This window comes from Mycobacterium bourgelatii, assembly GCF_010723575.1.
Lineage (GTDB): Bacteria > Actinomycetota > Actinomycetes > Mycobacteriales > Mycobacteriaceae > Mycobacterium > Mycobacterium bourgelatii.
The window spans coordinates 214,774-240,273 of sequence record NZ_BLKZ01000001.1 but is presented as its reverse complement, the minus strand read 5'-3'; the positions used below and the strand labels follow the sequence as shown (position 1 = coordinate 240,273).

Sequence of the window (25,500 nt, the reverse complement as noted above, 5' to 3'; positions counted from 1 at the left end):
AGTGAGGGACGAATAATGAGCTTTGCGGTGCTGCCCCCAGAGATCAATTCGGCGCGATTATTTCTGGGAGCGGGCCTAGGACCGATGCTGACTGCGGCGTCAGCCTGGGAAGGGCTGGCCGCCGAACTGGGCCAAGCCGCGAACTCATTCGCATCAGTGACCTCCGGCCTGGTGGACGGCGTGTGGCAGGGGCCGGCAGCGGCGGCAATGGCCGGGATGGCAGCACCGTACGCGGGTTGGCTGAACACCGTGGCGGCCCAAGCCGACCAAGCGGCCACCCAGGTTCGGCTCGCGGCGGCGGCGTTCGAGGCCGCCCAAGCGGCGACGGTGCACCCGGAAATCATTGCGGCCAACCGCTCCACGTTCGTGCAGTTGGTGTTGTCGAACGTGCTGGGTCAGAATGCCCCGGCGATCGCGGCGGCCGAAGCCCAGTACGAACTGATGTGGGCCCAGGATGTGGCCGCCATGTTCGGCTACCACGCCGGGGCAGCGGATGCCGTCGCGGTGTTGGCGCCGTTCTTCGCGCCGTTCGAGCGGTTGGCCGACATCTTCCTCCCCCGGTTCCTGCACACCTTCCGCAACCTTGGTTTCGCCAACATCGGCTTCGGCAACATCGGCATGGGCAACGTCGGTGACTCGAACTTCGGCTCCGGCAACTTCGGCAGCGGCAACATCGGCAGCGGCAACCGGGGCAACAACAACATCGGGTTCGGCAACTTCGGTCCCGCCTTGACCACCGGGTTCAACAACATCGGCTTCGGCAACACCGGCAGCGGAAACATCGGGTTCGGCAACACCGGCAACAACAACATCGGCTTCGGCAATACCGGTGACGGCAATACCGGCATCGGACTCGTCGGAAATGCGTTGAGCGGCTTCGGCGGCTGGAACTCCGGCACCGGAAACATCGGTTTGTTCAACTCCGGCACAAACAACGTCGGCATCGGGAACTCCGGCACCGGCAACTGGGGCATCGGCAACTCCGGAAACAGCTACAACACCGGCATCGGCAACTCGGGTGACGCCAACACGGGCTTCTTCAACGCCGGTCTGGCCAACACGGGTTGGGGCAACGTCGGCAACTACAACACGGGCAGCTTCAACCCAGGCTCCGCCAACACCGGTGGTTTCAACGAGGGCAGCTTCAACACCGGCTGGCTGAACAGCGGCAACTACAACACCGGCGTCTCCAACTCCGGCAACGTCAACACCGGCTTTTGGAACAGCGGCAACTACAACAACGGTTTTCTGTGGCGCGGTGACGGCCAGGGTTACTTCTTCACCGGCGGCCCGGGCTACTTCAACTCCACCACCACCCCGTCGTCGGGTTTCTTCAACAGCGGCGACGGCGCCGTCTCCGGCTTCTTCGTGTCCGGCACCAACGCGTCCGGCATCTTCAACACTTCCGAGGGCTTCGTATCGGGCTTCGCGACCAGCGGCATGAACTCGTCGGGTCTCATCAACTCCGGCAACACCGTCTCGGGGATCTGGAACACGAGTTTCCTGGCCGTCGGGACACCCGCGTTCATCTCCGGCGTTTTCAACAACGGCGCCAACATTTCCGGGTTCTTCGGGGGTCCCGCGTCACCCGCCAACTACGGCTTCGGGAACATCGGCCGGAACAACTTCGGGTTCGGCAACGTCGGCAACGCGAACTTCGGTAACGGCAACTTTGGCGACGGCAATGTTGGCCTCGGCAACTTCGGTGCGGTCAACCTCGGCTCCGGCAACATCGGCAATTCCAACCTCGGCTCGGGCAACCTGGGCAGCTTCAACTACGGCGGCGGGAACCTCGGCTCGTTCAACTTTGGCTTCGGCAACCTGGGCAGCTACAACATCGGCCGCGGCAACTTCGGCAGCAACAACTTCGGCTTCGCCAACGCCGGCAGTTTCAACCAAGGATTCGCGAACGCCGGCAGCAACAACGTCGGCTTCGCCAATACCGGGAACAACAACTACGGAATCGGCCTCACGGGCGACAATCAGATCGGGTTCGGCGCGCTGAACTCAGGATTGGGCAACAGCGGCCTGTTCAACTCGGGCACCGGCAATGTCGGTTTCTTCAACTCGGGCACCAACAACTTCGGCATCGGCAACTCGGGCACCGGAAACTGGGGCTTCTACAACGCCGGCATCAACAACTGGGGCTTCGACAATCCCGGCACCAGCAACACCGGCTTCCTCAACGCAGGCACCTTCAACACCGGGATCGGCAACACCGGGAGCTTCAACACCGGCTGGTACAACACCGGCGGCTTCAACACCGGCGGCTTCAACGTCGGCGATTTCAACTCCGGCAGCTACAACGTCGGCGACACCAACTCGGGCAACTTCAACCCCGGCAACACCAACACCGGTTTCTTCAACACCGGCAACGTCAACACCGGCTTCTCGAACTCCGGCAATTTCAACAACGGCTTCGGCGAATCGCTCGACAACCAGGGCTGGATCGGCATCGACCTGACCTACCACACCCCGGGAATGGACATCGATCAGTCGATGGTCATTCCGGTGAACATGGTGATGACCTTCCCCACCATGCAGATCCCGGTGACGGAAGCGGGAGCGATCTTCCCCTACACCACCTATCTGGGTGGGCTGTTCTACCTGGGCCCCATCACCCTTTCGACCTCGTACTTGAACACCCCCACGGTCGTGCTCTCCATCGGCGGACCCACGGTCTCCGTGCCGATCAGCATCATCGGCGCGGTGGAAAGCCGCGAGATCGTCTTCCTGCGGGTGCCGGCGGCTCCCGGTTTCGGCAATACGACCACCAACCCCTCGTCCGGGTTCTTCAACTCGGGCGCCGGAGGCGTATCGGGCTTCCAGAACTTCGGCCAGAACATTTCGGGCATGTGGAACAGCGGCCCGGCGAGCATGGGCGCGCTGGGCGTCTCCGGCTTCCAGAACTACGGGGCACAGCTGTCCGGCTTTGCCAACCTGGGCAACAGCATTTCGGGCATCTACAACACCAGCGTGCTGGATCTCGTCACGCCGGCCGACATCTCGGGCTTGTACAACATCGGCCAGAACATGTCCGGCCTGTTCAACACGCCGATGGGACAGATCTTCAACGTCGGCTTCGCGAACCTGGGCGCCTCGAACTTCGGCGATGGCAACCTCGGCGGGTTCAACTTCGGCAGCGGCAACATCGGCAGCTCGAACTTCGGCGACGGCAACATAGGCAGCTTCAACTTCGGCAGTGGCAACATCGGCAGCGGCAACTTCGGCTTCGGCAGCCTGGGCGACTTCAACCAGGGCTTCGGCAACAGCGGCAGCAACAACATCGGTTGGGGCAACACCGGCGACAACAACATCGGTTTCGGCAACACCGGCAACAACAACGTCGGCATCGGCCTGATCGGCAACAGCCAGCAAGGGTTCGGCGGCTGGAACTCTGGCACCGGCAACATCGGCTTCTTCAACTCCGGCACCAACAACATCGGCATCGGCAACTCGGGCACCGGCAACTTCGGCATCGGCAACTCCGGCGAACTCAACACCGGCATCGGCAACGCCGGCCGGGTCAACACCGGCATGTTCAACACCGGCATGTTCAACACCGGCGTCGGCAACCCAGGCAACTACAACACCGGCTGCTACAACACCGGAAACTTCAACACCGGCATCGCCAACCGGGGTGACTACAACACCGGCTGGTACAACGTCGGCGACTACAGCACGGGCTTTGCCAACCAGGGCGACATCGACACCGGCGCCTTCATCACCGGCAACATGGGCAACGGGTTCTTCTGGCGAGGCCCCGAGCAAGGACTGTGGGGTGGCGGCTACCGCATCCACATTCCCGAGATTCCGGCCCACGTGACCGTGGAAGTTCCGATCGACATCCCGATCACCGCCGGCTTTACCAACACCGTTTACGACGGCATCACCGTCTCCAACGTTCCGTTCGGCTTGGCCATCAACATCGGTCTCCCGCTGTTCAACGGCGAAGTCAACTCGCTGACCATCCCGCGGGTCACGATCTCCGGTCCCCAGGTCAACTTCAGGATCGGCAGCGACACCACCATGGTCCGCGTCCCCGCCACGGCCAGCATCGGACCCGCCGACTGGACGCTGCTGGACATCAAGCCGACCACCGGCTTCTTCAACACCAGCGCCCTGCCGTCGTCCGGCTTCTACAACGGCGGGCCGGGCTCGGTGTCGGGTATCTCCAACATCGGCGCCAACATCTCGGGCTTCCAAAACGTCTCGATGAACGGCGCTTCCGGCTTGAACAACTACGGCGAGCTGCTGTCCGGCTTCGCCAACCTGGGCAACTCGGTTTCGGGCTACTACAACACCGGAATCGGGGCACCGGCCAACCTTTCGGGCATCTACAACGTCGGCAGCAACCTCTCGGGCGGCTTCATCAACATGGCTCCCCCGCCCGGCCCGCAGGTGTTCAACATCGGTTTGGGCAACGTCGGCAACAACAACATCGGGTTCGGCAACGTCGGCGACAACAACATCGGGTTCGGCAACACCGGCAGCAACAACATCGGGTTCGGGAACCTTGGCAACTTCAACGTCGGCGCCGGAAACCTCGGCGACTACAACAACGGCCTGGGCAACCTGGGCAACCTCAACGTCGGCTTCGGCAACGCGGGCGACCTCAACCAAGGGCTCGGCAACGCAGGCAACGCCAACCAGGGGTTGGCCAACACCGGCAGCAGCAACATCGGGTTCGCCAACACCGGCAACTTCAACATCGGCATCGGCTTCACCGCCAGCAACCAGCAAGGCTTCGGCGGCTGGAACTCCGGCACCGGCAACGTGGGTCTGTTCAACTCGGGCACGAACAACGCCGGCTTCTTCAACTCCGGCACCGGAAACGTCGGCATCGGCAACTCCGGCACCGGCAACTGGGGTATCGGCAACGCGGGCTTCACCAACACCGGTCTCTTCAACTCCGGCAACATCAACACCGGCTTGTTCAACCCGGGCAACGTCAACACCGGTACGGGCAACACCGGCAACTACAACTCCGGCAGCTTCAACGCGGGCAACTTCAACACCGGCAGCTTCAACGTCGGCTGGTACAACACCGGCTGGTCGAACACGGGTAACTACAACACCGGTTTCGCCAACCAGGGCAACGTCAACACCGGCTCGTACAACAGCGGCAACTACAGCAACGGCATGTTCTGGCGTGGCGACTACCAGGGCCTGTGGGGCACCAACTTCACCGAGAGCATCCCCGACACCCCGATCCCGGTGAACCTGCGGGTGCCGGTCTTCCTCGACATCCCGATCACCGGCACGCTCGGCCTGCTCACCGTCTCGTCCTTCACCATTCCTTCCCTGAGCGTCGACATCAATGTCATCGGCATTGACTTCGACCGGGTTGTCTCGGTGAGTTCGATCACCATCCCGACACTGCGCATCAACTTGCCCAACATAGGGATTCGCATCGGCACCACCTACGCCAACGGCGATCCGCTGATCAACATCACCGGCAACGGCGGCCTGCTGCCCATCGAGCTTCCGTTCATCGACGTACCGGTGGCCCCGGGCTTCTGGAACAGGACCATCCTTGCGTCGTCGGGCTTCTTCAACAACGGCCCCGGGACGGTCTCCGGCTTCGGCAACACCGGCAGCAACACCTCCGGCTTCTTCAACCTCAGCTCGGGCACGTCCGGAATTTCGGGCTACAAGAACTTCGGCGAGTTCCTGTCCGGCGTATCCAACCTCGGCAACACCGTCTCGGGCTTCCTCAACACCGGCACGCTCGGTTTTGCGCTGCCGTCCAACGTCTCCGGTTACGGCAACATCGGCGTGGACCTCTCCGGGTTCCTCGGCAACAACCCGTTGTCCAACATCGGCGTGGCGAACATCGGGTTCAACAACATCGGCTTCGGCAACGTCGGCAACGGCAACATCGGCTTCGGCAACGTAGGTGACGGCAACTTCGGCAGCGGCAACATCGGCAACCTCAACATCTTCTCCGGCAACCGCGGGGACGCCAATTTCGGCTTCGGGAACCTGGGCAGCAACAACTTCGGCCTGGGCAACCTGGGCGACTTCAACCAGGGCTTCGGCAACAACGGCAGCAACAACATCGGGTTCGGCAACACCGGCAACAACAACATCGGCATCGGTCTTTCCGGCGACAACCAGCAAGGGTTCGGCGGCTGGAACTCGGGTTCCGGCAACATCGGCTTGTTCAACTCGGGCACCAACAACGTCGGCTTCTTCAACTCCGGCACCGGAAACGTCGGGATCGGCAACTCGGGCGTGGGCAACCAGGGCCTCGCCAACGCCGGCACCGGCAACTGGGGCCTGTGGAACGCCGGCGAGCTCAACACCGGCATGGGCAATGCGGGCACCGCGAACACCGGCGGGTACAACACCGGCATCGCCAACAGCGGCTTCGCCAACCCGGGCGTCTACAACACCGGCAGCTTCAACACCGGTAGCACCAACACCGGTAGCTTCAACTCCGGCGACTACAACACCGGCAGCTTCAACACCGGCGACCTCAACACCGGCTGGGCGAACGCCGGCGACGTCAACACCGGCGCCTTCAACGCGGGCAGCTTCAACAACGGCTTCCTCTGGCGCGGCGACTACCAGGGTCTGTGGGGCACCCACACCGAGATCAACATCCCGGAGTTCTCGGTGCTGGCCTTCGACCTCAACATTCCGATCAACATTCCGATCAACCTCAACCTCGGCAGCCTGCTGCTCAACGGGTTCACGCTGCCACGCATCACGATCAACGCCATCGGCATCACCAACTTCGGCATCGGGCCCATCTTCATTCCGCCGGTCAGCGGCATCCTGCCCGTCATCAATGTCTCCATCGGCGGCGACAGCATTTCGATCCCCATCTCCATCCGCAGCGGCGCCGGCCCGATCCGGGTTCTGCTACTGGACATTCCGGCGAACCCGGGCTTCGGGAACACGACCAGCACCCCGTCGTCCGGCTTCTTCAACTCGGGCAACGGCAGCGCCTCGGGCTTCGGGAACTTCGGCCCCAACTCGGGTTACTGGAACTCCACCTTGGCGGCCGTCGGCAACTCGGGCATGCAGAACTTCGGTTCGCTGGTGTCCGGCTGGGCGAACCTGGGCAACACCGTCTCGGGTTGGTACAACACCAGCACCGCGGACCTGACGACCGCGGCCAACTTCTCGGGCATGTTCAACATCGGCACCGACCTGGCCGGTCTGTTCCGCGGCGTCGACGGATCGACGATCTTCAACGCGGGCCTGGCCAACGTCGGCGCGTTGAACATCGGCAGCGCGAACTTCGGCGACTTCAACCTCGGCAGCGCCAACTCCGGTAGCAACAACATCGGCTTCGGCAACATCGGCTTCAACAACATCGGCTTCGGCAACATCGGCGACAACAACATCGGGTTCGGCAACATGGGCCCGGGCCTGACCGCCGCGCTCAACAACATCGGCTTCGGCAACATCGGCGACAGCAACTTCGGCTGGGGCAACACCGGCAGCGGCAACATCGGCTTCGGCAACACCGGCGACGGCAACATCGGCATCGGGCTCACCGGCACCGGCCAGGTCGGACTCGGCCCATTGAACTTCGGCCTGGACAACATGGGCCTGTTCAACTTGGGCGACAACAACATTGGCCTTTCCAACGCCGGCGACTTCAACATCGGCATCGGCAACACCGGCACCAACAACATCGGCTTCTTCAACACCGGCTCCAACAACATCGGCATCGGAATCACCGGCGACGGCCTGCAAGGGTTCGAATCGCTGAACTCCGGGATCGCCAACACCGGCTTCTTCAACTCCGGCACCGGCAACTGGGGCTTGTTCAACTCCGGCACCGGCAACATCGGGTTCTTCAACTCCGGCAACGGCAACGTCGGCATCGGCAACATGGGTAACGGCGGCTTCGGTATCGGCCTGTCCGGCGACAACCAGATCGGCATCGGGGGCACCAACTCCGGCAGCTTCAACATCGGCCTGTTCAACTCCGGCACCGGCAACGTCGGATTCGGCAACTCCGGCACCGGAAACTGGGGCATCGGCAACACCGGCACCGGCAACACCGGGATCGGCAACACCGGCACCTGGAACTCGGGCTTCTTCAACACTGGCAACTTCAACACCGGTCTGGTCAACCCGGGCGACTACAACACCGGCCTCTTCAACTTCGGCGCCTTCAACACCGGCTGGGCCAACCTGGGCGACTTCAACACCGGTGCCTACAACCCCGGCAACTACAACACCGGCTGGGCCAACGTCGGCGACTTCAACACCGGCAGCTTCAGCACCGGCAGCCAGAACAACGGCATGCTCTGGCGCGCCGACCGCCAAGGCCTGCTGTGGGCCAACTACACCATGGTCGCGCAGCGGACCACCGGCTTCCTGACGGTCGAGGTTCCGGTCCACATCCCGATCACCGTCAGCATCACCCCGGTGTCCATCCCCGCGATCACGATTCCTTCGTTCGGCGCCTTCGGCACGTTGGACCTGGGCATCCTCAGCGGCACGGTCATCGCCAACGTCAACCCCATCAACCTCCACGGCGGCGACGTCAACGCGCCGCAGAACACGCCGATCACTTTGAGCTTCGGGGACACCAACCCGGCGGTGATCACGATCAACATCGGCAATCCCCCGCCGTACGGACCCGGCAACCCGCAAACCCTCATCAACATCGTCGGCAACTTCGGCGGCGGACCCGCCTACATCCCGCTCATCGACCTGGTGCCCCAGCCGGGCTTCTTCAACCAGACCAGCGGACTGTCGTCGGGCTTCCTCAACTGGGGCCAGGGCAGCGCGTCGGGCCTGCAGAACTTCGGCAACAACTCGGGCATCTTCAACTTCGCCACCGCGCTGGTCGGCAACTCTGGCTTGCAGAACTACGGGACGCTGCAGTCCGGCTTCGCCAACCTCGGCAACACCATCTCCGGTTGGCTCAACACCGGCACCGGCACCCCCGGAAACCCGTCCATCATCTCGGGATTCGACAACATCGGCTCCTTCCTGGCCGGTTGGTTCCAAGACGGTGCCAGCTCAACGACTTTCAACGTGGGCCTGGCCAACCTCGGATTCTGGAACTTCGGCAGCGCTGACATCGGCGTCTACAACGTGGGCAGCGGCAACATCGGCGCCTTCAACATCGGCAACGGCAATGTCGGCGACTACAACCTGGGCGGCGGCAACATCGGCGGCTTCAACATCGGTTGGGGCAACATCGGCAGCGGCAACTGGGGCTTCGGCAACGCCGGCCCGGGGCTCTCGGCGGCCATCCAGAACATCGGCTTCGGCAACACCGGCAGCTTCAACATCGGTTGGGGCAACACCGGCACCAACAACATCGGCTTCGGCAACACCGGCGACGGGAACATCGGCATCGGCCTTACCGGCAACGCGCTCACCGGATTTGGCGGCTGGAACTCGGGCGACGGCAACGTCGGCCTGTTCAACTCCGGCACCAACAACTTCGGTATCGGCAACTCCGGCAACGGCAACTGGGGCCTGTTCAACTCCGGCGAGTACAACACCGGCATCGGCAACACCGGCACCGTCAACACCGGCTTCTTCAACGCCGGCATGGTCAACACCGGTATCGGCAACACCGGCAACTTCAACACCGGTTTCTACAACACCGGCCACTTCAACACCGGGAGCTTCAACCCGGGCGACTACAACACCGGCGACTTCAACCAGGGCGACTACAACACCGGTTGGTTCAACACCGGCAACTCCAACACCGGTATCGGAAACTCCGGCAACGTCAACACCGGTTTCTTCATCGGCGGCAACTACAGCAACGGCGCCTTCTGGCGAGGCGACTACCAGGGCCTGGGCGGTTTCGAGTACCGGACCACCATTCCCGAGATCCCTTGGGACTACGACGTTCAGGGCAATATCGAGATTCCGATCACCGGCACGATCAATGCCATCACCCAGGACATGTTCACCCTGTCCCAGTTCTCCATTCCGCTCAGCCTGCAGATCACGGTCTGCATCATCTACATCCCGTTCGTCGGATGTGTACTCAGCGGCACCCTTCCGCCGTTCCACATCTACACCGTCGAGGTCGGGCCCTACACGATCGATCCGAGCGTCCTCAACCCCGAGATGCCGCTCAACATGGTCATCCAGAACCCGCTCAGCTTCCTCGGCGCGGGCAACGTGGGACCGTTCGAGCTCAGCTTCGGGTGGCAGGGACAACCGGGCTTCTTCAACTCGACCGACACTCCGTCGTCGGGCTTCTTCAACTCCGGTGCGGGCGGCGCGTCCGGCTTCTTCAACGACGCCGTCGACGGCGCCGTGTCGGGTATCGGGAACGCGTTCGCCCAGGTGTCGGGCATGTTCAACGCCGGTGGCCCAGGACTGTCGGGCTTCCAGAACTTCGGCACGCTGGAATCGGGCTGGGCGAACCTGGGCAACTTCATGTCCGGCTTCTACAACACCACCGTGCTGGACATCCTGACCCAGGCGTTCATCTCCGGCTTCGGCAACTACGGCGACCACCTCTCCGGCATCCTGCAGGACAACGTCCTGCCCTGAGTCGGGCTGGCGATTCGGCCGTAGCCGGGCGCGAAGTCGCCGCGTCAGCGGCGGCACAGCTCAGCGGTGGCGCGGTTTCCAGACGACCAAGGCGGTGCTCTTCGGCACCACCGCAACTTCGCGGCGCTGCTTGGCGCGCAAGGCAGCCAGTTCCTCAGACATCTCGTGCAACCGCGACTGCAACGCCTCGACCTGGTTGGTCAACTCGATGATGCGCTTGATGCCGGCGAGGTTGACGCCCTCGTCCTGCGATAGGCGCTGCACCTCGCGCAGCAGTTCCACGTCGTGCTGGGAATACCGCCGCCCGCCACCGGAAGTGCGCTGCGGACTGACCAGACCGAGCCGGTCGTAGGTGCGCAGGGTCTGCGCGTGCATTCCGGCCAGCTCGGCGGCCACCGAGATCATGAAGGTACGGGCTTCTTCTCTCTTCTGGTTTTTTGCCATCAGCGGTTACCTGCCCATCCCGCTCTTGGGTTGAATCCACTAGCTCTTTCGGCCGCCGCGTAGGTTTCCAGCGCCTCCTGGGCGGCGCCTTCCAGGTTCGGCGGAACGGCTACCTTGACGGTGACGAGCAGGTCGCCACTTCCGCCGCCGCGCTTGGGCACACCCCGACCGCGGACCCGCAGGATGCGGCCATCGGCGGTGCCCTTCGGCACCCGAACCCCGACGGTACCGTCCAGGGTGGGCACCGAAAGCGTTGAGCCCAAAGCCAATTCGTGGAAGCTAACCGGGACCGTCACGGTGAGGTCGTCGCCGTCGCGCCCGAACACCTTGTCCGGGCGTACGTGAACCGTCACGTACAGGTCGCCCGAAGGCGCCCCGCGCAGGCCCGCCTCACCCTGGCCGGCCAACCGGATCCGCTGCCCGTCCTCGACGCCCGGCGGGATCCGCACGTTTATCGTGCGGGTACGCGTGGTGACTCCGGTGCCTTTGCACTCGTCGCAGGGGTGCTCGATGATCGAGCCACTGCCCCGGCAGTCGGTGCACGGTTCGGAGAAGCCGAACGCACCCTGGTTGCGGTTGATCACACCGGCGCCGTTGCAGGTGGCACACACCTTCGGGCTGGTGCCCGGACGCGCCCCGCTGCCGTGGCAGTTGGTGCACGGTGCCGGACTGGTCAGCCGCAACGGCATGGCCACCCCCTTGGCGGCCTCGACGAAATCGAGCTCGGTCTCGGTCTCCAGATCGTTGCCGCGCCGCGGCCGGCTGGGCCGGGGACTTGCGCCGCGTCCGAACAGGCCGCCGAACAAGTCGCCGATGTTGGCGCCGCCGCCCCGGCTGGCGGCGTCGAACAGGTCGTTGAGGTTGAACTCAACGCCGTCGCCGCCGCCGCCGAAGCCGCCGAAACCACCGGTGTCAAAGCGCCGCCGACCGAAACCGCCGCCGGCGAAGAGCCGCCGCGTTTCGTCGTACTCCTTCTTCTTTGCCTCGTCCGACAAGACGCTGTAGGCCTCGGACACAGCCTTGAAACGCTCTGCGCCCGCGGGATTCTTGTCCGGATGGAACTCCGAAGCCAGCTTGCGGTAGGCCTTCTTGATCTGGTCCTCAGTAGCGTCAGGAGAGACGCCTAGCTCCTTGTAGAAGTCTTTTTCGACCCATTCACGCTGGGCCATGTCGCGTCACCCCCTCTCACCTTTCCCGTTGATTTTGAGCCCTATTCGCCCGAACCGCTGTCTTTGTCGCCGGAGTCGGCCTGCTCGCTTTCGAGGATCTGCTCGAAGGGGTCCGCAGCAGGCGCTTTCGCGGCCTTGTCGGAAGGCGTGTCGACCGTGTCGACGACGCCGACGAGCGCGTGCCGCAGCACCTGCTCGCCCAGTCGGTAACCCTGCCGCATGACAGTGCCGATCACCGGCCTCGAGTCCGGGCCGCCGTCACCTTCGTGCTGCACGGCCTCGTGTAACGCCGGGTCGAAGTCCTCGCCTTCGGCACCGAACGGCGTCAACCCGAGACCGGACAGCGCGCTGGACAGCTTGTCGGCGACCGACTTCAGCGGGCCGGACTCCAGATCGCCGTGCTTGCGGGCGCGGTCGAGATCGTCGAGCACGCCCAGCAATTGGCTGACGACGGTGGCCTTGGCCCGGTCCGCCGCCGCCTGCTGATCGCGCAGCGCCCGCTTGCGGTAGTTGGTGAAATCGGCCTGCACCCGCTGCAGATCGGCGGTCAGCTCAGCGACCTTGTCGGCCTGATTGGCCTGATTGGCCTGATTGGCCTTGCCGCTTTGGCCCGCTTGTTCGGCCCCTCCCGGCGAGTTGCCGGGAGGGGTCTGCCGAACTTCACCGGTCTGGGGGTCGATCCGACGCTTGTCGGTGACGGTTACCGGTTCTTGCGGGTCGTCGTGCGGAGTTTCGTTGCCGCCCGTCACTTGGCCTCCCGGTCGTCGTCGACCACCTCCGCGTCCACGACGTCGTCAGCACCCGGTCCGGCACTGCCGCCGGGCTGGAACCCGTCGGCATCTCCGCCGCCCGCGGCCTGGGTCGCCTCGTAGATCGCCTGCCCCAGAGCCTGCGACTCCTGGCCCAGCTTCTCCATCGCCGCCTTGATCGCGGCAATGTCGCTACCTGCCAACGCGGTCTTGGCCTCGGCGATGGCGCCGTCCACCTTGTTCAGCGTGTCTTCGGGCACCTTCGAGCCGCCGGACTCGGACGTTGCGCCCCTCTGTTCGGCGACGAACTTCTCCGTCTGGTAGACCAGCGTCTCGGCCTGGTTTCGGACGTCGGCCTCCTCGCGACGCTTGCGGTCCTCCTCGGCGTGGGCCTCGGCGTCCTTGATCATCCGGTCGATCTCTTCCTTGGACAGGCCAGAGCCTTCCTGGATCCGGATGGTGTTCTCCTTGCCGGTGCCCTTGTCCTTGGCGGTGACGTGCACGATGCCGTTGGCGTCGATGTCGAAGGTGACCTCGATCTGCGGGACACCGCGAGGGGCCGGCGGGATGCCGGTCAGCTCGAACGATCCGAGCAGCTTGTTGTGCGCCGCGATCTCGCGCTCACCCTGGTAGACCTGGATCTGCACGGACGGCTGGTTGTCGTCGGCCGTGGTGAAGGTCTCCGACCGCTTGGTCGGGATGGTGGTGTTGCGCTCGATCAGCTTGGTCATCACGCCACCCTTGGTCTCGATACCGAGACTCAGCGGCGTAACGTCAAGCAGCAGAACATCTTTCACCTCGCCCTTGAGGACGCCGGCCTGCAGCGCGGCACCGACGGCAACGACCTCGTCCGGGTTGACGCCCTTGTTGGGCTCCTTGCCACCGGTGAGCTCCTTGACCAGGTCGGTCACCGCGGGCATACGGGTCGAACCACCCACCAGCACCACGTGGTCGATGTCGGCCACCGAGATGCCGGCGTCGGCGATCACCGACTGGAACGGCTTGCGAGTCCGGTCCAGCAGGTCCTGGGTGATCCGCTGGAACTCCGCACGGGTCAGCTGCTCGTCGAGGAACAGCGGGTTCTTGTCCGCGTCGACGGTGATGTAGGGCAGGTTGATCGAGGTGCTCTGGCTCGAGCTCAGCTCGATCTTGGCCTTCTCGGCCGCTTCGCGCAGCCGCTGCATCGCCATCTTGTCCTTGGTCAGGTCGATGCCGCTGGTGGCCTTGAACTTGTCGACCAGCCAGTCCACGACCCGCTGGTCCCAGTCGTCGCCACCGAGGTGGTTGTCACCGCTGGTGGCACGAACCTCGACCACGCCCTCACCGATCTCCAGCAGGGACACGTCGAACGTGCCGCCGCCCAAGTCGAAGACCAGGATGGTCTGTTCCTTCTCGCCCTTGTCCAGGCCGTAGGCCAGTGCGGCTGCCGTCGGCTCGTTGACGATGCGCAACACGTTGAGGCCGGCGATCTGACCGGCGTCCTTGGTGGCCTGACGCTGGGCGTCGTTGAAGTAGGCGGGGGTCGTGATGACCGCATCGGTGATGTCCTCACCGAGGTACGCCTCGGCGTCGCGCTTGAGCTTCATCAGCACGCGAGCGCTGATCTCCGGGGCGGTGTATTTCTTGTCGTCGATCTCGACGGTCCAGTCCGACCCCATGTGCCGCTTCACCGACCGAATCGTGCGGTCGACGTTGGTCACGGCCTGGTTCTTCGCGGGCTGGCCGACCAGCACCTCACCGTTGCGCGCAAACGCGACGACGGAGGGAGTGGTCCGCGAGCCCTCGGAGTTCGCAACGACGACGGGATCGCCACCTTCGAGAACTGCGACGACGGAGTTGGTGGTCCCGAGGTCGATTCCGACCGCACGAGCCATAGTGATTCCTCCTGAGTAAATAGCCTGTTCTTTTTGCACTATGCTGAGTGAACCCCGCTCAAGCCTGCTCCTGACGAGGATTCCCTGTCAACCCAAGCTTGAGTCTGGTGCACTCAACTTGCTGACCATGCTAACGCGGGCCGTTCGCATCTTGTTCCCGGGTCTGCACAGTTATTTCTTTCGCCGCTTCCCCAGGCGCTGGCACTGCCCGCTAGTAACAGAGCGTTTGCTCTGTTACCGTTTCATGCCATGCCCCGCCCCCGCGTATATGACACCGACCGGGTGCTGGACGCGGCCGAATCACTGGCGGTCGCGTCCGGGCCCGCAGCGGTGACCATCCGCGCGATCAGCGCGGCCGTCGGCGTTTCCAACGGCGCGGTGTACCACTCGTTCGGGTCGCGGGCGGGCCTGCTGGGCCGGGTCTGGCTACGGGCCGGAAGGCGCTTCCTCGACGCCCAAACCGCGTTGGTTGATCAGGCGCTGTCAGCGCCGGGCCGGCAAGCCGGAGTGGACGCGGTGGTCGCCGCCGCCGACGCGCCGGCGGTGTTCGCCGAGCAGTATCCGAACTCGTCGACGCTGCTTCTGGTGGTCCGTCGCGAAGAGTTGCTCGAGCCAGACCTGCCCGAGGAGATCGGTTCCGAGATAAAGGCTCTCGAGGCGCGGCTGATAAGCCTGATGATCCGGTTGGCGCTGCGGGTGTGGGAACGCAAGGACGCGGGGGCCGTCGACACCATCACCACGTGCATCGTCGACTTGCCCACCGCGATTCTGCTGCGCCGAAACCGGCTGGGCAGCAGTACAGCACGCCAGCAACTCCGCGCCGCCGTGACAGCAGTTCTGGACATCGGTCCGCCACCAGAAAGGGCAGCAGCATGACGATCACCCTGACCTACGACGACCAGATCGCCATTCTGGACCTGGGCGACGACGAAAACCGTTTCTCACCAAGCTTTCTCGATGACATCGACACCAAGCTCGGCGAGATCGTCGCCAACCGTCCGAACGGCCTGGTCACGACCGCGACCGGAAAGTTCTACACCAACGGCCTGGACCTGGATTGGTTGGGCGCGCACAGCGACCAGACCCAGTGGTACGTCGGGCGGGTCCAGGGCCTACTGGCCCGCATGCTCACCCTGCCGATTCCCACCGCCGCCGCCATCGTCGGGCACGCGTTTGGCGCGGGCGCGATGTTGGCGGTTGCGCACGACTTCCGAGTGATGCGCGCCGACCGGGGCTTCTTCTGCTTCCCGGAGGTCGACATCAACATTCCGTTCACACCGGGTATGGCGGCATTGATACAGGCCAAACTGGCTCCGCAGCCGGCGGTCGCCTCCATGACGACGGGTCGCCGCTTCGGCGGCGTCGACGCCGCCAGCATCGGAATCGTCGACGCCACCGCTGCCGAGGGTGCCGTGACCGCCGCCGCGGTCGATCTGCTGCGCCCCCTCGGCGCAAAGGACCAGGGCACGCTCGGCGCCATCAAACAGACGATGTTCGGCGACGCGGTTACGGCGCTGACGGCGATCTGAGCTCTTCTCAACCCGTTCCGTGTGTAGTTCGCGGCGGTGCCCAGGTCGGCGACAGCTGCTAAATCTCGCGTCAATCTCCACACAATCTCCTCCAAAGGCGCGGGACCTGGCCGTGAGTTAGCCTGACAGCCAACCCGCTTCGCGGCGATAGGAGCTCGATGGCACCGTCAGACACCGATGTCGAGCGGCTCAGCCGCGAAGACGAGGGGTATCACAAGGCCCTCAAGAACCGACAACTGCAGATGATCGCCCTCGGCGGCGCCATCGGGACGGGCCTTTTCCTCGGCGCCGGCGAGCGGCTCGAAACGGCCGGGCCGGGATTGTTCATCGTTTACGGCATCTGCGGCGTCTTCGTGTTCTTCATCCTGCGAGCCCTCGGCGAGCTGGTACTGCACCGCCCGTCGTCGGGATCGTTCGTGTCCTACGCCCGGGAATTCTTCGGCGAGAAGGCGGCCTACGCCGCCGGCTGGATGTATTTCCTGAACTGGGCGATGACCGGGATCGTGGACACCACGGCCATCGCCCACTACTGCCACTACTGGCGCTTTTTCCACGTCGTCCCGCAGTGGACGCTGGCGCTCATCGCGCTGCTGGTGGTGCTGGCGATGAACCTGATCTCGGTCAAGCTCTTCGGCGAACTGGAATTCTGGGCCGCGTTGATCAAGGTGCTGGCGCTGGTCACTTTCCTGGTCGTCGGGACCATCTTTCTGGCCGGGCGCTTCAAGGTTGACGGCCAAGACACCGGGTGGTCGCTGTGGAGCCAGCATGGCGGACTCTTGCCGGTCGGCCTGCTGCCGCTGGTGCTCGTCACCTCGGGCGTGGTTTTCGCTTACGCCGCAATCGAGCTGGTCGGTATCGCGGCGGGCGAGACCGAGGATCCGGAACGGATCATGCCGCGTGCGATCAACTCGGTGGTGTTCCGCATCGCCGTCTTCTACGTCGGGTCGACGATCCTGTTGGCCCTGCTGCTCCCCTACACCGCGTACCACGCACATGTCAGCCCGTTCGTGACGTTCTTCGAAAAGCTCGGCCTGAGCTGGGGCGATGACCTGATGAACCTGGTGGTGCTCACCGCCGCGCTGTCCAGCCTCAACGCCGGGCTCTACTCCACGGGCCGGATCCTGCGGTCGATGGCGATCAACGGCAGTGGGCCCAAATTCACCGCGCCGATGTCGAAGAACGGCGTGCCATTCGGCGGCATTCTGCTCACCGCCGGGATCGGGCTGTTCGGCATCGTCCTCAATGCCATCAAGCCGAGCCAGGCATTCGAAATCGTGCTGCACATCGCCGCCACCGGCGTCATCGTCGCCTGGGTGACGATCGTGGCGTGCCAACTGCGCTTCCACCATCTGTCGACGACGGGACAGGTGGAGCGGCCGAAGTTCCGGATGCCGCTGTCGCCCTACAGCGGTTACGTGACGCTGGCATTCTTGCTGGGCGTCTTGATCCTGATGTTCTTCGACGACGTGTTCGGCAAGTGGATGATCGCGGCCGCGCTACTTGGCATTCCCGCCCTCATCGGTGGCTGGTTCCTGGTGCGCAATCGCGTGCGGGAAACCGCCGCGGCGTCAGCTGCGGAGGATGCCACCCGCGCTTAGCGTTCGGCGCTGGGCTGGGCGCCTTCACGTTGACTCTGCGCCTGTGGCGACAAAGTTCGAGTAACCCCCGCCACCAGCGCAGTCTCAACGATCACGTCCGGCGCTGGCCCGTTGACTCTGCGCCTAGGCGACAAAGTTCGAGTAGCCCCCGCCACCAGCGCAGTCTCAACGCGGGCACCACCCGCCCTACCTTCCGATAGTGACATGTCACAATTGGACGGTTACGATGGCCGTGTGAGCCTCCGACACGCCGCGCTCGGACTACTGGCACAAGAGCCTGCCAGTGGCTATGACTTGCTCAAAAAGTTCAAAGAGTCCATGGACAACATGTGGCCGGCCACCCAGAGCCAGCTCTACGGTGAGCTCAACAAGTTGGCCGACAACGGGTTCATCAAGGTCTCCGATGTGGGGCCGCGCGGCCGCAAAGAGTACGCAATCACCGACGCCGGACGCGCCGAACTAACCCGCTGGATGCTGTCGCCGCAAGACGACCCCCCGATTCGCAACGCGGCGATGCTGCGGGTCTTTCTCCTCGGCCAGCTCACCTCCAGCCAGGCGCGCGAGTACCTGGAGACGCTGAAAGCCGAATCCGCGCAGGAACACGCCCACTATCAGCAGATCCTCGACGCCTACGACTGGTCGGCCGACGACGATGCGTTCTTCGCCCGCGCCGTCCTCGAGCAAGGACTGCGGTGGACCCAGCACGAAATGGAATGGGCGGACTGGGTGATCGACGGCTTGAACCAACGCGCCAATCGGTGACGCTGGGCGTAACGCTTTGTCATCGGCGCCGTCCCAACAGCGCGTCACTGCAATGACTGGCGCCGCATCATGCGTAATCTGACCTGTTGTTATTGAGATACGGGGAGAGGCGCGTGCGGTTATCGCATACAGCACGGTGGGGATTGGCCGCCCTGGCAACTTCTGCGCTGCTTGGCGGATGCACCACGACTATCGACGGTAAGCCGATCGCGCACCCCAAGCCGGAGCACACCGAACCGTCCTTCCCTACACCAAGGCCGACCACCTCAGCGCCACCGACCAGCGAAAGCCCGACCCCATCGACGTTGTCTCCCGGGCCGACCACCCCTGCAGGCGCCATTCCGCTGCCACCGGACGAGAACGGCTACGTCTTCATCGAGACCAAGTCCGGGTTGACCCGCTGTCAGATCAACAAGGACAGCGTCGGCTGTGAGGCGCCGTTCAAGAATTCCCCGATGCAGGACGGGGAGCGCACCAACGGCGTCCACATCACCTCCTCGGGCAAGGTTCAGTGGGTGTTGGGTAACCTCGGTGCCATCCCCACCGTCACCATCGACTACAAGGTGTACGACGCTGCGGGATGGACCATCAACGCGACTGAAGAGGGCACCAACTTCAAGAACAATGCCACCGGCCACGGGATGTTCGTCAGCGTCGAGAAGGTCAGCACCTTCTGAAGGAAATAAGTGGAGTCCGGTGACCTTTTTGGTCCCGCCACAACGCTGAAATATCTACCCACCAAGCGTCGGATCGGTTAGCGTAGCTCAGCCATCACAACTGCGGATTGGTAAGCAGCATTGAGAAGCCCACAAGAAGTGGGGACGATTCCGAGTTCGGCCCTGGCGCAGGCGATTTCTGCCTCGCCCGGGCCGGCGCGCCCTCGCCTGGGCAGGCTGCCAGGGATCGACGGCATGCGGGCGCTGGCGGTGACCGCGGTCGTGCTGTATCACCTCAATCCGGCGTGGCTGCCCGGCGGCTACCTCGGGGTTGACGTCTTCTTCGTCATCAGCGGCTTTCTGATCACCCGGCTACTGATCGCCGAACGGGCAACCACCGGTCGAATCAGTTTGCGGCAGTTCTGGATTCGGCGCGCCCGCCGCATCCTGTCGCCGCTGCTGCCGATGCTGTTCGTCACCGTGGCCGCGACCGCGCTGGTGGACCGCTCGATGTTGCACGCGCTGCGCACCGAAGTCTTAGGCGCACTGTCCTTCACCAGCAACTGGGTTCAGATCAGCGAACACCAGTCGTATTTCGCCAAGTACGGGCCACCCTCATTGCTGCAGCACCTGTGGTCGCTGGCGGTTGAAGAACAGTTCTACGTCATCTGGCCGGCGATCGTCATCGCGGTGCTGTACTGGTGCCTTCGCAAGACCCGCGTATCAGGCAGCCACGCCGTCGCGATCGTTGCCGGAGTGGGTGCGCTGACCTCGGCAACGGCAATGGCCGCGCTGTATCAGCCGGGAACCGATCCATCGCCGATCTACTACAGCACCGTGACGCACGCAGCCGGCCTCTTCACCGGCGCGGTACTGGCCGTGGCGTGGCCAGCAGTCGAAGCATCGCTCCTGCGTTGGTCGCTGAACGGGTATTCGCTCCGCGGCGCACTGGCCGGCGTCGGCCTCTTCGTGGTAGCCCTCGGCTACTGGTTGCTGGACGAGTACGGCTCAGCCACTTACCAAGGCGGCATCCTCGCGGTTTCGGCCGCGTGCGCGTTGCTCATCGTCGGCGCGGGGCACGGCACCACCACCATCGGCCGGCTGCTGTCGCGGCCGTCGGTCTGCTGGGTCGGCGCCCGGTCCTATGGCCTGTACCTGTGGCACTGGCCGGTCTTCGTGCTTGGAGATCGCATCCTGGGCCACCGCACGCTGATGGTCGCCGCGGTGGAGGTAGCCGTTGCGGTCCTCCTCGCCGCCGGCTCGTACCGGTGGATCGAAAGACCCGTCCTCCGCCACGGCTATCGCGCGGCGCTGCACGCCGGATGGCGCGCCGTGCGCGGCGGCCGGGCGGGCAGGCTGCTCGTGGCGGGCGCTGCGCTCGCTACGTCCGTGTTCGTCCTCGCCTCCCTGGTGTGGGCGCCCCCGCCGCCGTTGACCGGGCTCGACAAGCAGCTGGCCGAGGCCCTCGCCGTGCAAGCCGCGCAGGAGGCGTCTGCGGCTCCGACGCCGCCGCTGCCCGCGGTGGCAACACCAGCCGCCGGCACGGATACCGCGCCTGAACCCGTCGGACCTCCCCCTGGCGACCAGATCAGTGCGGTGGGCGACTCGGTGATGCTCGCCTCGTCTCTTGCATTGCGGGACCGGTTGCCCGGCATTTGGATCGACGCGGTTACCAACCGCGGCATGCAGGCGGCGCCCGACATCCTCGCCTCGCTCGCCGCCAACGGCTTGCTGCGGCCGGTGGTCCTGCTAGGCCTAGGCACCAACGGCGCGTTCCCCCGCGAGCTGCTGGAGAACATCCTCGAAACGCTCGGCCCGGACCGGAAGGTGTTCCTGGTCAATCTGTATCTGCATGACAGGCCGTGGACCGACGGCGTCAACCAGACCTTGACCGAGGTGGCGCTCGCGCATCCCGCCAATGTGCACCTCATCGACTGGCAGAGCGCCGTCAGCGGACACGAGGACCTTCTCTACGACGACCACATCCATCCGCAACCCGGCGCGGGCGCCGACCTCTATGCCGAAACGGTCATCGAGGCGATGATCGAGGCAGAAAAACCGGCGCCGCCCCCGCCGCCTGTTGTCGCCCCGGATCCCGTGGTCAACGTCTCGCCAGGGCCTTCCCCGCAGCCATCCGCCGCGCCGAGACGCGACGGCACCGCAGAGTTTGGTTTCGCGGCGGTCGTGCTGGTGGTGCTGCTCGTCATGCCGGTCACGGTCTTGGCCCGCGCGTACGCCGCCGGTCTTACCGGGTTTCCCGCAGCAGTGCTTCCTGGCACACCGCCACAAGTTGGCGCCAGGGACTGTGCCAGCGCAGCTTGCACACTGTTCGCATTGCCGACGCGAGCACGGTCGCCACCTACCGGATTCGCCCCTGTAGCAGACGCGGATCCCCTGCCGAAAGGACGCGGGGTACCGCGTCTGCTTGTATTTGGGGAGGTGTACGCGGACCCGCGTCGATAGATTTAGACGCGTGGAGGGGATTGACGCGGCATTGGCGGGTTTAGCCGCATTGCTCGGGACGGGGGACCCACCCATCGCGACCTCGCCGGCGCCACCAGCGTCCGCGCCCGGGTGGCCGCCATGGCAGGGGAAGCTGAGCGATTGCGCGCGGCAGGTGTCGAACCAATTGGACGTTATGCGCAACCGGATTCACCAGGTTGAACAAGCGGCGGCGCCCATCATCAACCAGGCTGGCCAGGTCACCTTGCAGGCGCGGGCAGACATGGAAAAGGTCCGCCAAGCCTGGGCAGCGGACAAAGCCTTGCTGGCACCGATGCGGTTCAGCCTGGCCGGCAGGCTGGCGCTGCTGGCCGCCGGGCAACGACGGATCGCCGAGGCCGTCGACGTCATCAAGCACGCCATGGGCGAATTCACCATGCTGAGCCAACGACTGGGCGGGGTGGGCGGCGACCTTCCGCTGCAACCGGCTCCGGGGCTACCGGCGGTACCGCCCCAGGGCGTGCTGAATTTGGGTCCGATCGCCGGGACGGGCGCGGATCCCGGGGTACCGGGGATGGGGGCGACAGACCTCGGCGAAATCGTCCGGTTGCCCGACGGTCGCCTGGTCTCGGTGTTCGGCGATTCGTTCACCGGGGACAAGGTGGGCGAAGGCGAGCACTACCGTTCGGTGGCGGTACCGATCACCGGATTCGACGAGCTCGGCAAACCGATCTACGGCGAGCCTTTCAACCTTCCGGGCGGACCGGGAAGTCCCAATGTGCTGTTCCCGCCGCCGCCCGAGGCGCTGGCATTAGACCCGAACATGAACACGCTGCCCGGCGGCAGCATCGTGGTCAACGGCAAGACGTACATGATGGTGTCGGGTACGTCCGGACTCAAACCAAATGCCGGCTCCTGGCTGGTCGAGGTGACCAACGATCCGGCCGCCGGCTGGCAGCCCGTTCCCGGGTCGTGGCGGCCCTGGCAGCCCGGCAACGTCATGGGTGCACCAAGCCAGATCAGCGGTTACCAATCCTCCAAGGACGGAATGGTTTACATCGCGGCGAACTCTTTCGACCGCAGCCAAGGCGTCAGCATGTTTCGCGTCGACCCGGCGAATGCGGCCGATCGTGGCGCCTGGCAACCGTGGACCGGGAGCGGCTGGGGAACACCGACCGAAGCACCCGTCAGCGTCAGCGGCCAACAGACCTACGGCGAGCTCAGCTTTCGGGAGGTCGACGGACGGCCGGTGCTGTCGGCGTTCAACAGCACTCCCGGGGTATACGAGGTTCAGGTTCGCGTCGGCGACAACCCCGTCGACATCTTCAACTCCGCCAACTCCCCGATTGTCGCGGCACAGACCGGGATTGAAGGCACCCCCAATTACGTTTGGCAACCCTACGGCGGATTCATCATGCCGGGTTCGACGTTGGACAATTTGAATCTTCTCGTCAGCCAATGGGACACCCGCGTAGACCCCGCAAGCGGGGTGCCTTTCGGCGCGCCGTACAACACGCAACAGATCATCGTCAACGCAGCACCACCGCGCTGACGCACGCGCCGCACAGTGACCGCGCTCGCATCACTGAATCTGAATGTCATGGGCGCAAGGGACGAAATCTGCTCTGACACAACAGAATTTCCTGAATCTAAGCGGTCACACGCTCGTCGACGTCACGGCTACCAAGTGGATGTATCCGCTCGGGCTACCGGATCCAATGCAAATTCAGACAGCCACAAGCGGTCGGATGCGGGGGCAACGACTTCGCCGGTGTACCGCCGGCCGGTGGCGCACTCGTGAATTCCATTGGGACCGACAATGGGCTACACCAGACGAACGAGTCATATCCGCATGACAATAGGGTCGGAGGTCAGCAGATCGGCAGGCTGCCGCCGTTTCGTTCGGCGCCGTCGACGGAGTGATCCGCAGAGTCGACCACGGCCTGCAGGACCCTTCGGGACGGGTAGATATGTTGCCGCCCAAGGGATCTGGTCGGCTGCCACGCCTGTAAGCCACACGTCCACAACTCAGTATGAAGTTACGTGGGGCATTACGTCGGGCATTGATAGTGCCCCTATGCGCGGTGACACCAGTACCATGTGTCGGGTGGCGCGCAACGGTCCACCCGACGACTTCAACGACAAGCCCACCGAGTACGGCGGCTACCCGGAGGGGTACATACCGCCCGACTCGCCGGGCGGCCGCCCAACAGCCGAGGGCCCGCAGCACCGCCCCACGGTAGAAGGGGCGCCACCGTTCCAGGGGCCGCCGAACCTGCAGAACCAGCCCACGACGCAGCACCCGCCGTCGTATCAGGGGCCGACGGAATATGCGCCCCAGCCCCCGTATCCGGGCCCGTATCAAGGCGCCACCCAATACGGGCCACAGGGCGCTCCCACTGAGTACGCGGGGCAGGGAGACCAGACGGAGTATCTGGGCCGGCGCGGACAAGCGCAGTACCCGGGACAGGAAGACCAAACCCAGTATCTAGGCCAGAGCGACCAGACCGAGTACCTGGGACAAAGCGGCCAGACCGAGTACCTGGGACAAAGCGGCCAAACGGAGTACCTGGGGCAAAGCGGCCAAACGGAGTACCTGGGCGGTCCCACCGCGTACCAGGGCGCCACCACGCAGTACCAGGGCCCCCAAGGCCCGACGGAATACCAGGGCCCACCGCCGTACCAAGGCTCCCCTCCGCCCCAGGATTCGTCCGCACCCCCGCCCTACTCACCCGACCAGTTCGCGTCCACCGACATCGAAGATCCCGACGACGAGGCCCGGCCCTGGTACCGCAAGCCCGCGGCCCTGACCGCCTGGGCGCTTGCCGTGCTGCTGCTCCTCGCGCTGATCATCTATGGCGTTGTGCAGCTGTTCGGCGAGGGCAAAGGCACCAGCCCCGCGCCCACGACCACGACCACGACTGCACCCACCACCACGACGGCCCCAACCACGACCACGGAGCCAACAACGACCGCGACCACAACGCCGTCCTCGGAGCCGACGACCACCGAAAACCCGCCGGCGCCTCCGCCCCCGAACACCCGGGCACCGGCCCCACCTCCACAGCCGACGCAGCAGCCGACCCATCGCCATCCGACTATCCCGCCGTTGCCACCGACGATCGTCATCCCGGGGATTCCGACCACGATCACGCTGCCCAAGCTGCCTTAGGTCACCGATCGGCAACGACGCGCGTGGCTGGGCATGTCCCTATGACCTCGGCGGCTAGCATCAGCGGCCGTGGCAAACCAAGGTCCGCCGGACTACGGCCCCAACGATCCGACGGCCTACGGCGGTTACGGTTACGGCGGTGAACAGGGCGGATACGGCCAGGAACCGCCCCCTGAGCCCACCCCGGGATGGCGCAAACCGCTAGCCCTGGTCGGCTGGGGTCTGTTGATCGCGATCCTGATCGGGCTGATCATCTACGGCATCATCGAGCTGGCCCACGGCCGGCCCGCTCCCGCCACGGTAACCACGACCGTGACCGCCAGCACCACGCCGCCCACCACCACGACCGAGCCGACCAGCACCACAACGACGACCACAACAACAACCACGACGACTACGACGACTACGACGACGACAACAACGACCACCACCACGACGACGCCGACGACCACGACGTCGCCGACAACCACCACCACGCCGACCACGACCAGCACCGAAACCACCTCGACGACCACCGACGTGCTGTCGCCCGGCGCGCTGCCGACGCCGTCGCACGTCATGCTCCCGGAGCTACCCACGGCCATCGGTCTGCCGCCGGGCCTCTGATC

14 protein-coding genes are annotated in these 25,500 nt (G+C 64.6%); 10 read left to right on the top strand and 4 right to left on the bottom strand.

The annotated features are described in order from the left end of the window. Nucleotides 1-15: 15 nt before the first annotated feature. Nucleotides 16-10,497: a PPE family protein gene (locus tag G6N68_RS00965; RefSeq protein ID WP_163706774.1), complete on the top strand. Its 10,482-nt coding sequence runs from the start codon at nucleotides 16-18 to the stop codon at nucleotides 10,495-10,497. A gap of 60 nt (nucleotides 10,498-10,557) precedes the next feature. Here the strand turns inward: G6N68_RS00965 and G6N68_RS00960 are convergent, their stop codons facing one another. The 4 genes from G6N68_RS00960 to dnaK are packed head-to-tail and all read right to left on the bottom strand — an operon-like array spanning nucleotide 10,558 to nucleotide 14,733. Then, a complete protein-coding gene (locus G6N68_RS00960) occupies nucleotides 10,558-10,941 on the bottom strand; it encodes a heat shock protein transcriptional repressor HspR (RefSeq protein ID WP_163706772.1) in 384 nt (127 codons plus the stop codon). Continuing rightward, the gene (dnaJ, locus tag G6N68_RS00955) at nucleotides 10,941-12,110 is read right to left on the bottom strand and encodes a molecular chaperone DnaJ (protein WP_163706770.1); all 1,170 of its coding nucleotides are present in this window, start codon (nucleotides 12,108-12,110) and stop codon (nucleotides 10,941-10,943) included. The genes G6N68_RS00960 and dnaJ overlap by 1 nt, the downstream gene beginning before the upstream one ends. 41 nt (nucleotides 12,111-12,151) lie before the next feature. Beyond that, nucleotides 12,152-12,859 carry a nucleotide exchange factor GrpE gene (gene grpE, locus G6N68_RS00950; protein ID WP_163706767.1) on the bottom strand — a complete coding sequence of 236 codons (708 nt, stop codon included), beginning with the start codon at nucleotides 12,857-12,859 and terminating at the stop codon, nucleotides 12,152-12,154. Continuing rightward, nucleotides 12,856-14,733, bottom strand: a complete 1,878-nt coding sequence (gene dnaK / locus G6N68_RS00945; RefSeq protein ID WP_163706766.1) for a molecular chaperone DnaK — start codon at nucleotides 14,731-14,733, stop codon at nucleotides 12,856-12,858. The genes grpE and dnaK overlap by 4 nt, the downstream gene beginning before the upstream one ends. Nucleotides 14,734-14,982: 249 nt before the next feature. Here dnaK and G6N68_RS00940 point away from each other — a divergent pair, with 249 nt between their 5' ends. The 9 genes from G6N68_RS00940 (at nucleotide 14,983) to G6N68_RS00900 (ending at nucleotide 25,498) form a co-directional block, all read left to right on the top strand. Continuing rightward, entirely contained in the window at nucleotides 14,983-15,609 is a 627-nt protein-coding gene (locus G6N68_RS00940) for a TetR/AcrR family transcriptional regulator (protein WP_163706764.1), read from the top strand. Next, a complete protein-coding gene (locus G6N68_RS00935; protein ID WP_163706762.1) occupies nucleotides 15,606-16,262 on the top strand; it encodes an enoyl-CoA hydratase-related protein in 657 nt (218 codons plus the stop codon). The genes G6N68_RS00940 and G6N68_RS00935 overlap by 4 nt, the downstream gene beginning before the upstream one ends. Before the next feature lie 158 nt (nucleotides 16,263-16,420). Then, complete coding sequence (locus G6N68_RS00930) at nucleotides 16,421-17,860, top strand: amino acid permease (RefSeq protein WP_163706760.1); 1,440 nt, start codon at nucleotides 16,421-16,423, stop codon at nucleotides 17,858-17,860. A gap of 234 nt (nucleotides 17,861-18,094) precedes the next feature. Then, nucleotides 18,095-18,622 (top strand): PadR family transcriptional regulator, encoded by a 528-nt coding sequence (locus G6N68_RS00925; RefSeq protein ID WP_163706758.1) that lies wholly within the window; start codon nucleotides 18,095-18,097, stop codon nucleotides 18,620-18,622. A gap of 113 nt (nucleotides 18,623-18,735) precedes the next feature. Further along, the gene (locus tag G6N68_RS00920; protein WP_205351202.1) at nucleotides 18,736-19,299 is read left to right on the top strand and encodes a hypothetical protein; all 564 of its coding nucleotides are present in this window, start codon (nucleotides 18,736-18,738) and stop codon (nucleotides 19,297-19,299) included. Between the two features lie 138 nt (nucleotides 19,300-19,437). Further along, entirely contained in the window at nucleotides 19,438-21,741 is a 2,304-nt protein-coding gene (locus tag G6N68_RS00915) for an acyltransferase family protein (RefSeq protein WP_263992132.1), read from the top strand. A 10-nt stretch (nucleotides 21,742-21,751) separates the two neighbouring features. Next, nucleotides 21,752-23,272 carry a DUF4185 domain-containing protein gene (locus tag G6N68_RS00910; RefSeq protein ID WP_163706754.1) on the top strand — a complete coding sequence of 507 codons (1,521 nt, stop codon included), beginning with the start codon at nucleotides 21,752-21,754 and terminating at the stop codon, nucleotides 23,270-23,272. 555 nt (nucleotides 23,273-23,827) lie between these two features. Further along, on the top strand, nucleotides 23,828-24,892 hold the full coding sequence (locus G6N68_RS00905; RefSeq protein ID WP_163706752.1) for a hypothetical protein: 1,065 nt from the start codon (nucleotides 23,828-23,830) through the stop codon (nucleotides 24,890-24,892). A 69-nt stretch (nucleotides 24,893-24,961) separates the two neighbouring features. Beyond that, a complete protein-coding gene (locus G6N68_RS00900; protein ID WP_163706750.1) occupies nucleotides 24,962-25,498 on the top strand; it encodes an oligopeptide transporter substrate-binding protein in 537 nt (178 codons plus the stop codon). The last annotated feature ends 2 nt before the right edge of the window (nucleotides 25,499-25,500 follow it).

Bases quoted from the DNA above. Each gene is read 5' to 3' on its own strand.
- G6N68_RS00965 (WP_163706774.1), top strand. From the start codon at position 16: ATGAGCTTTGCGGTGCTGCCCCCAGAGATCAATTCGGCGCGATTATTT.
- G6N68_RS00960 (WP_163706772.1), bottom strand. From the start codon at position 10,941: ATGGCAAAAAACCAGAAGAGAGAAGAAGCCCGTACCTTCATGATCTCG.
- dnaJ (WP_163706770.1), bottom strand. From the start codon at position 12,110: ATGGCCCAGCGTGAATGGGTCGAAAAAGACTTCTACAAGGAGCTAGGC.
- dnaK (WP_163706766.1), bottom strand. From the start codon at position 14,733: ATGGCTCGTGCGGTCGGAATCGACCTCGGGACCACCAACTCCGTCGTC.
- G6N68_RS00940 (WP_163706764.1), top strand. From the start codon at position 14,983: ATGCCCCGCCCCCGCGTATATGACACCGACCGGGTGCTGGACGCGGCC.
- G6N68_RS00935 (WP_163706762.1), top strand. From the start codon at position 15,606: ATGACGATCACCCTGACCTACGACGACCAGATCGCCATTCTGGACCTG.
- G6N68_RS00930 (WP_163706760.1), top strand. From the start codon at position 16,421: ATGGCACCGTCAGACACCGATGTCGAGCGGCTCAGCCGCGAAGACGAG.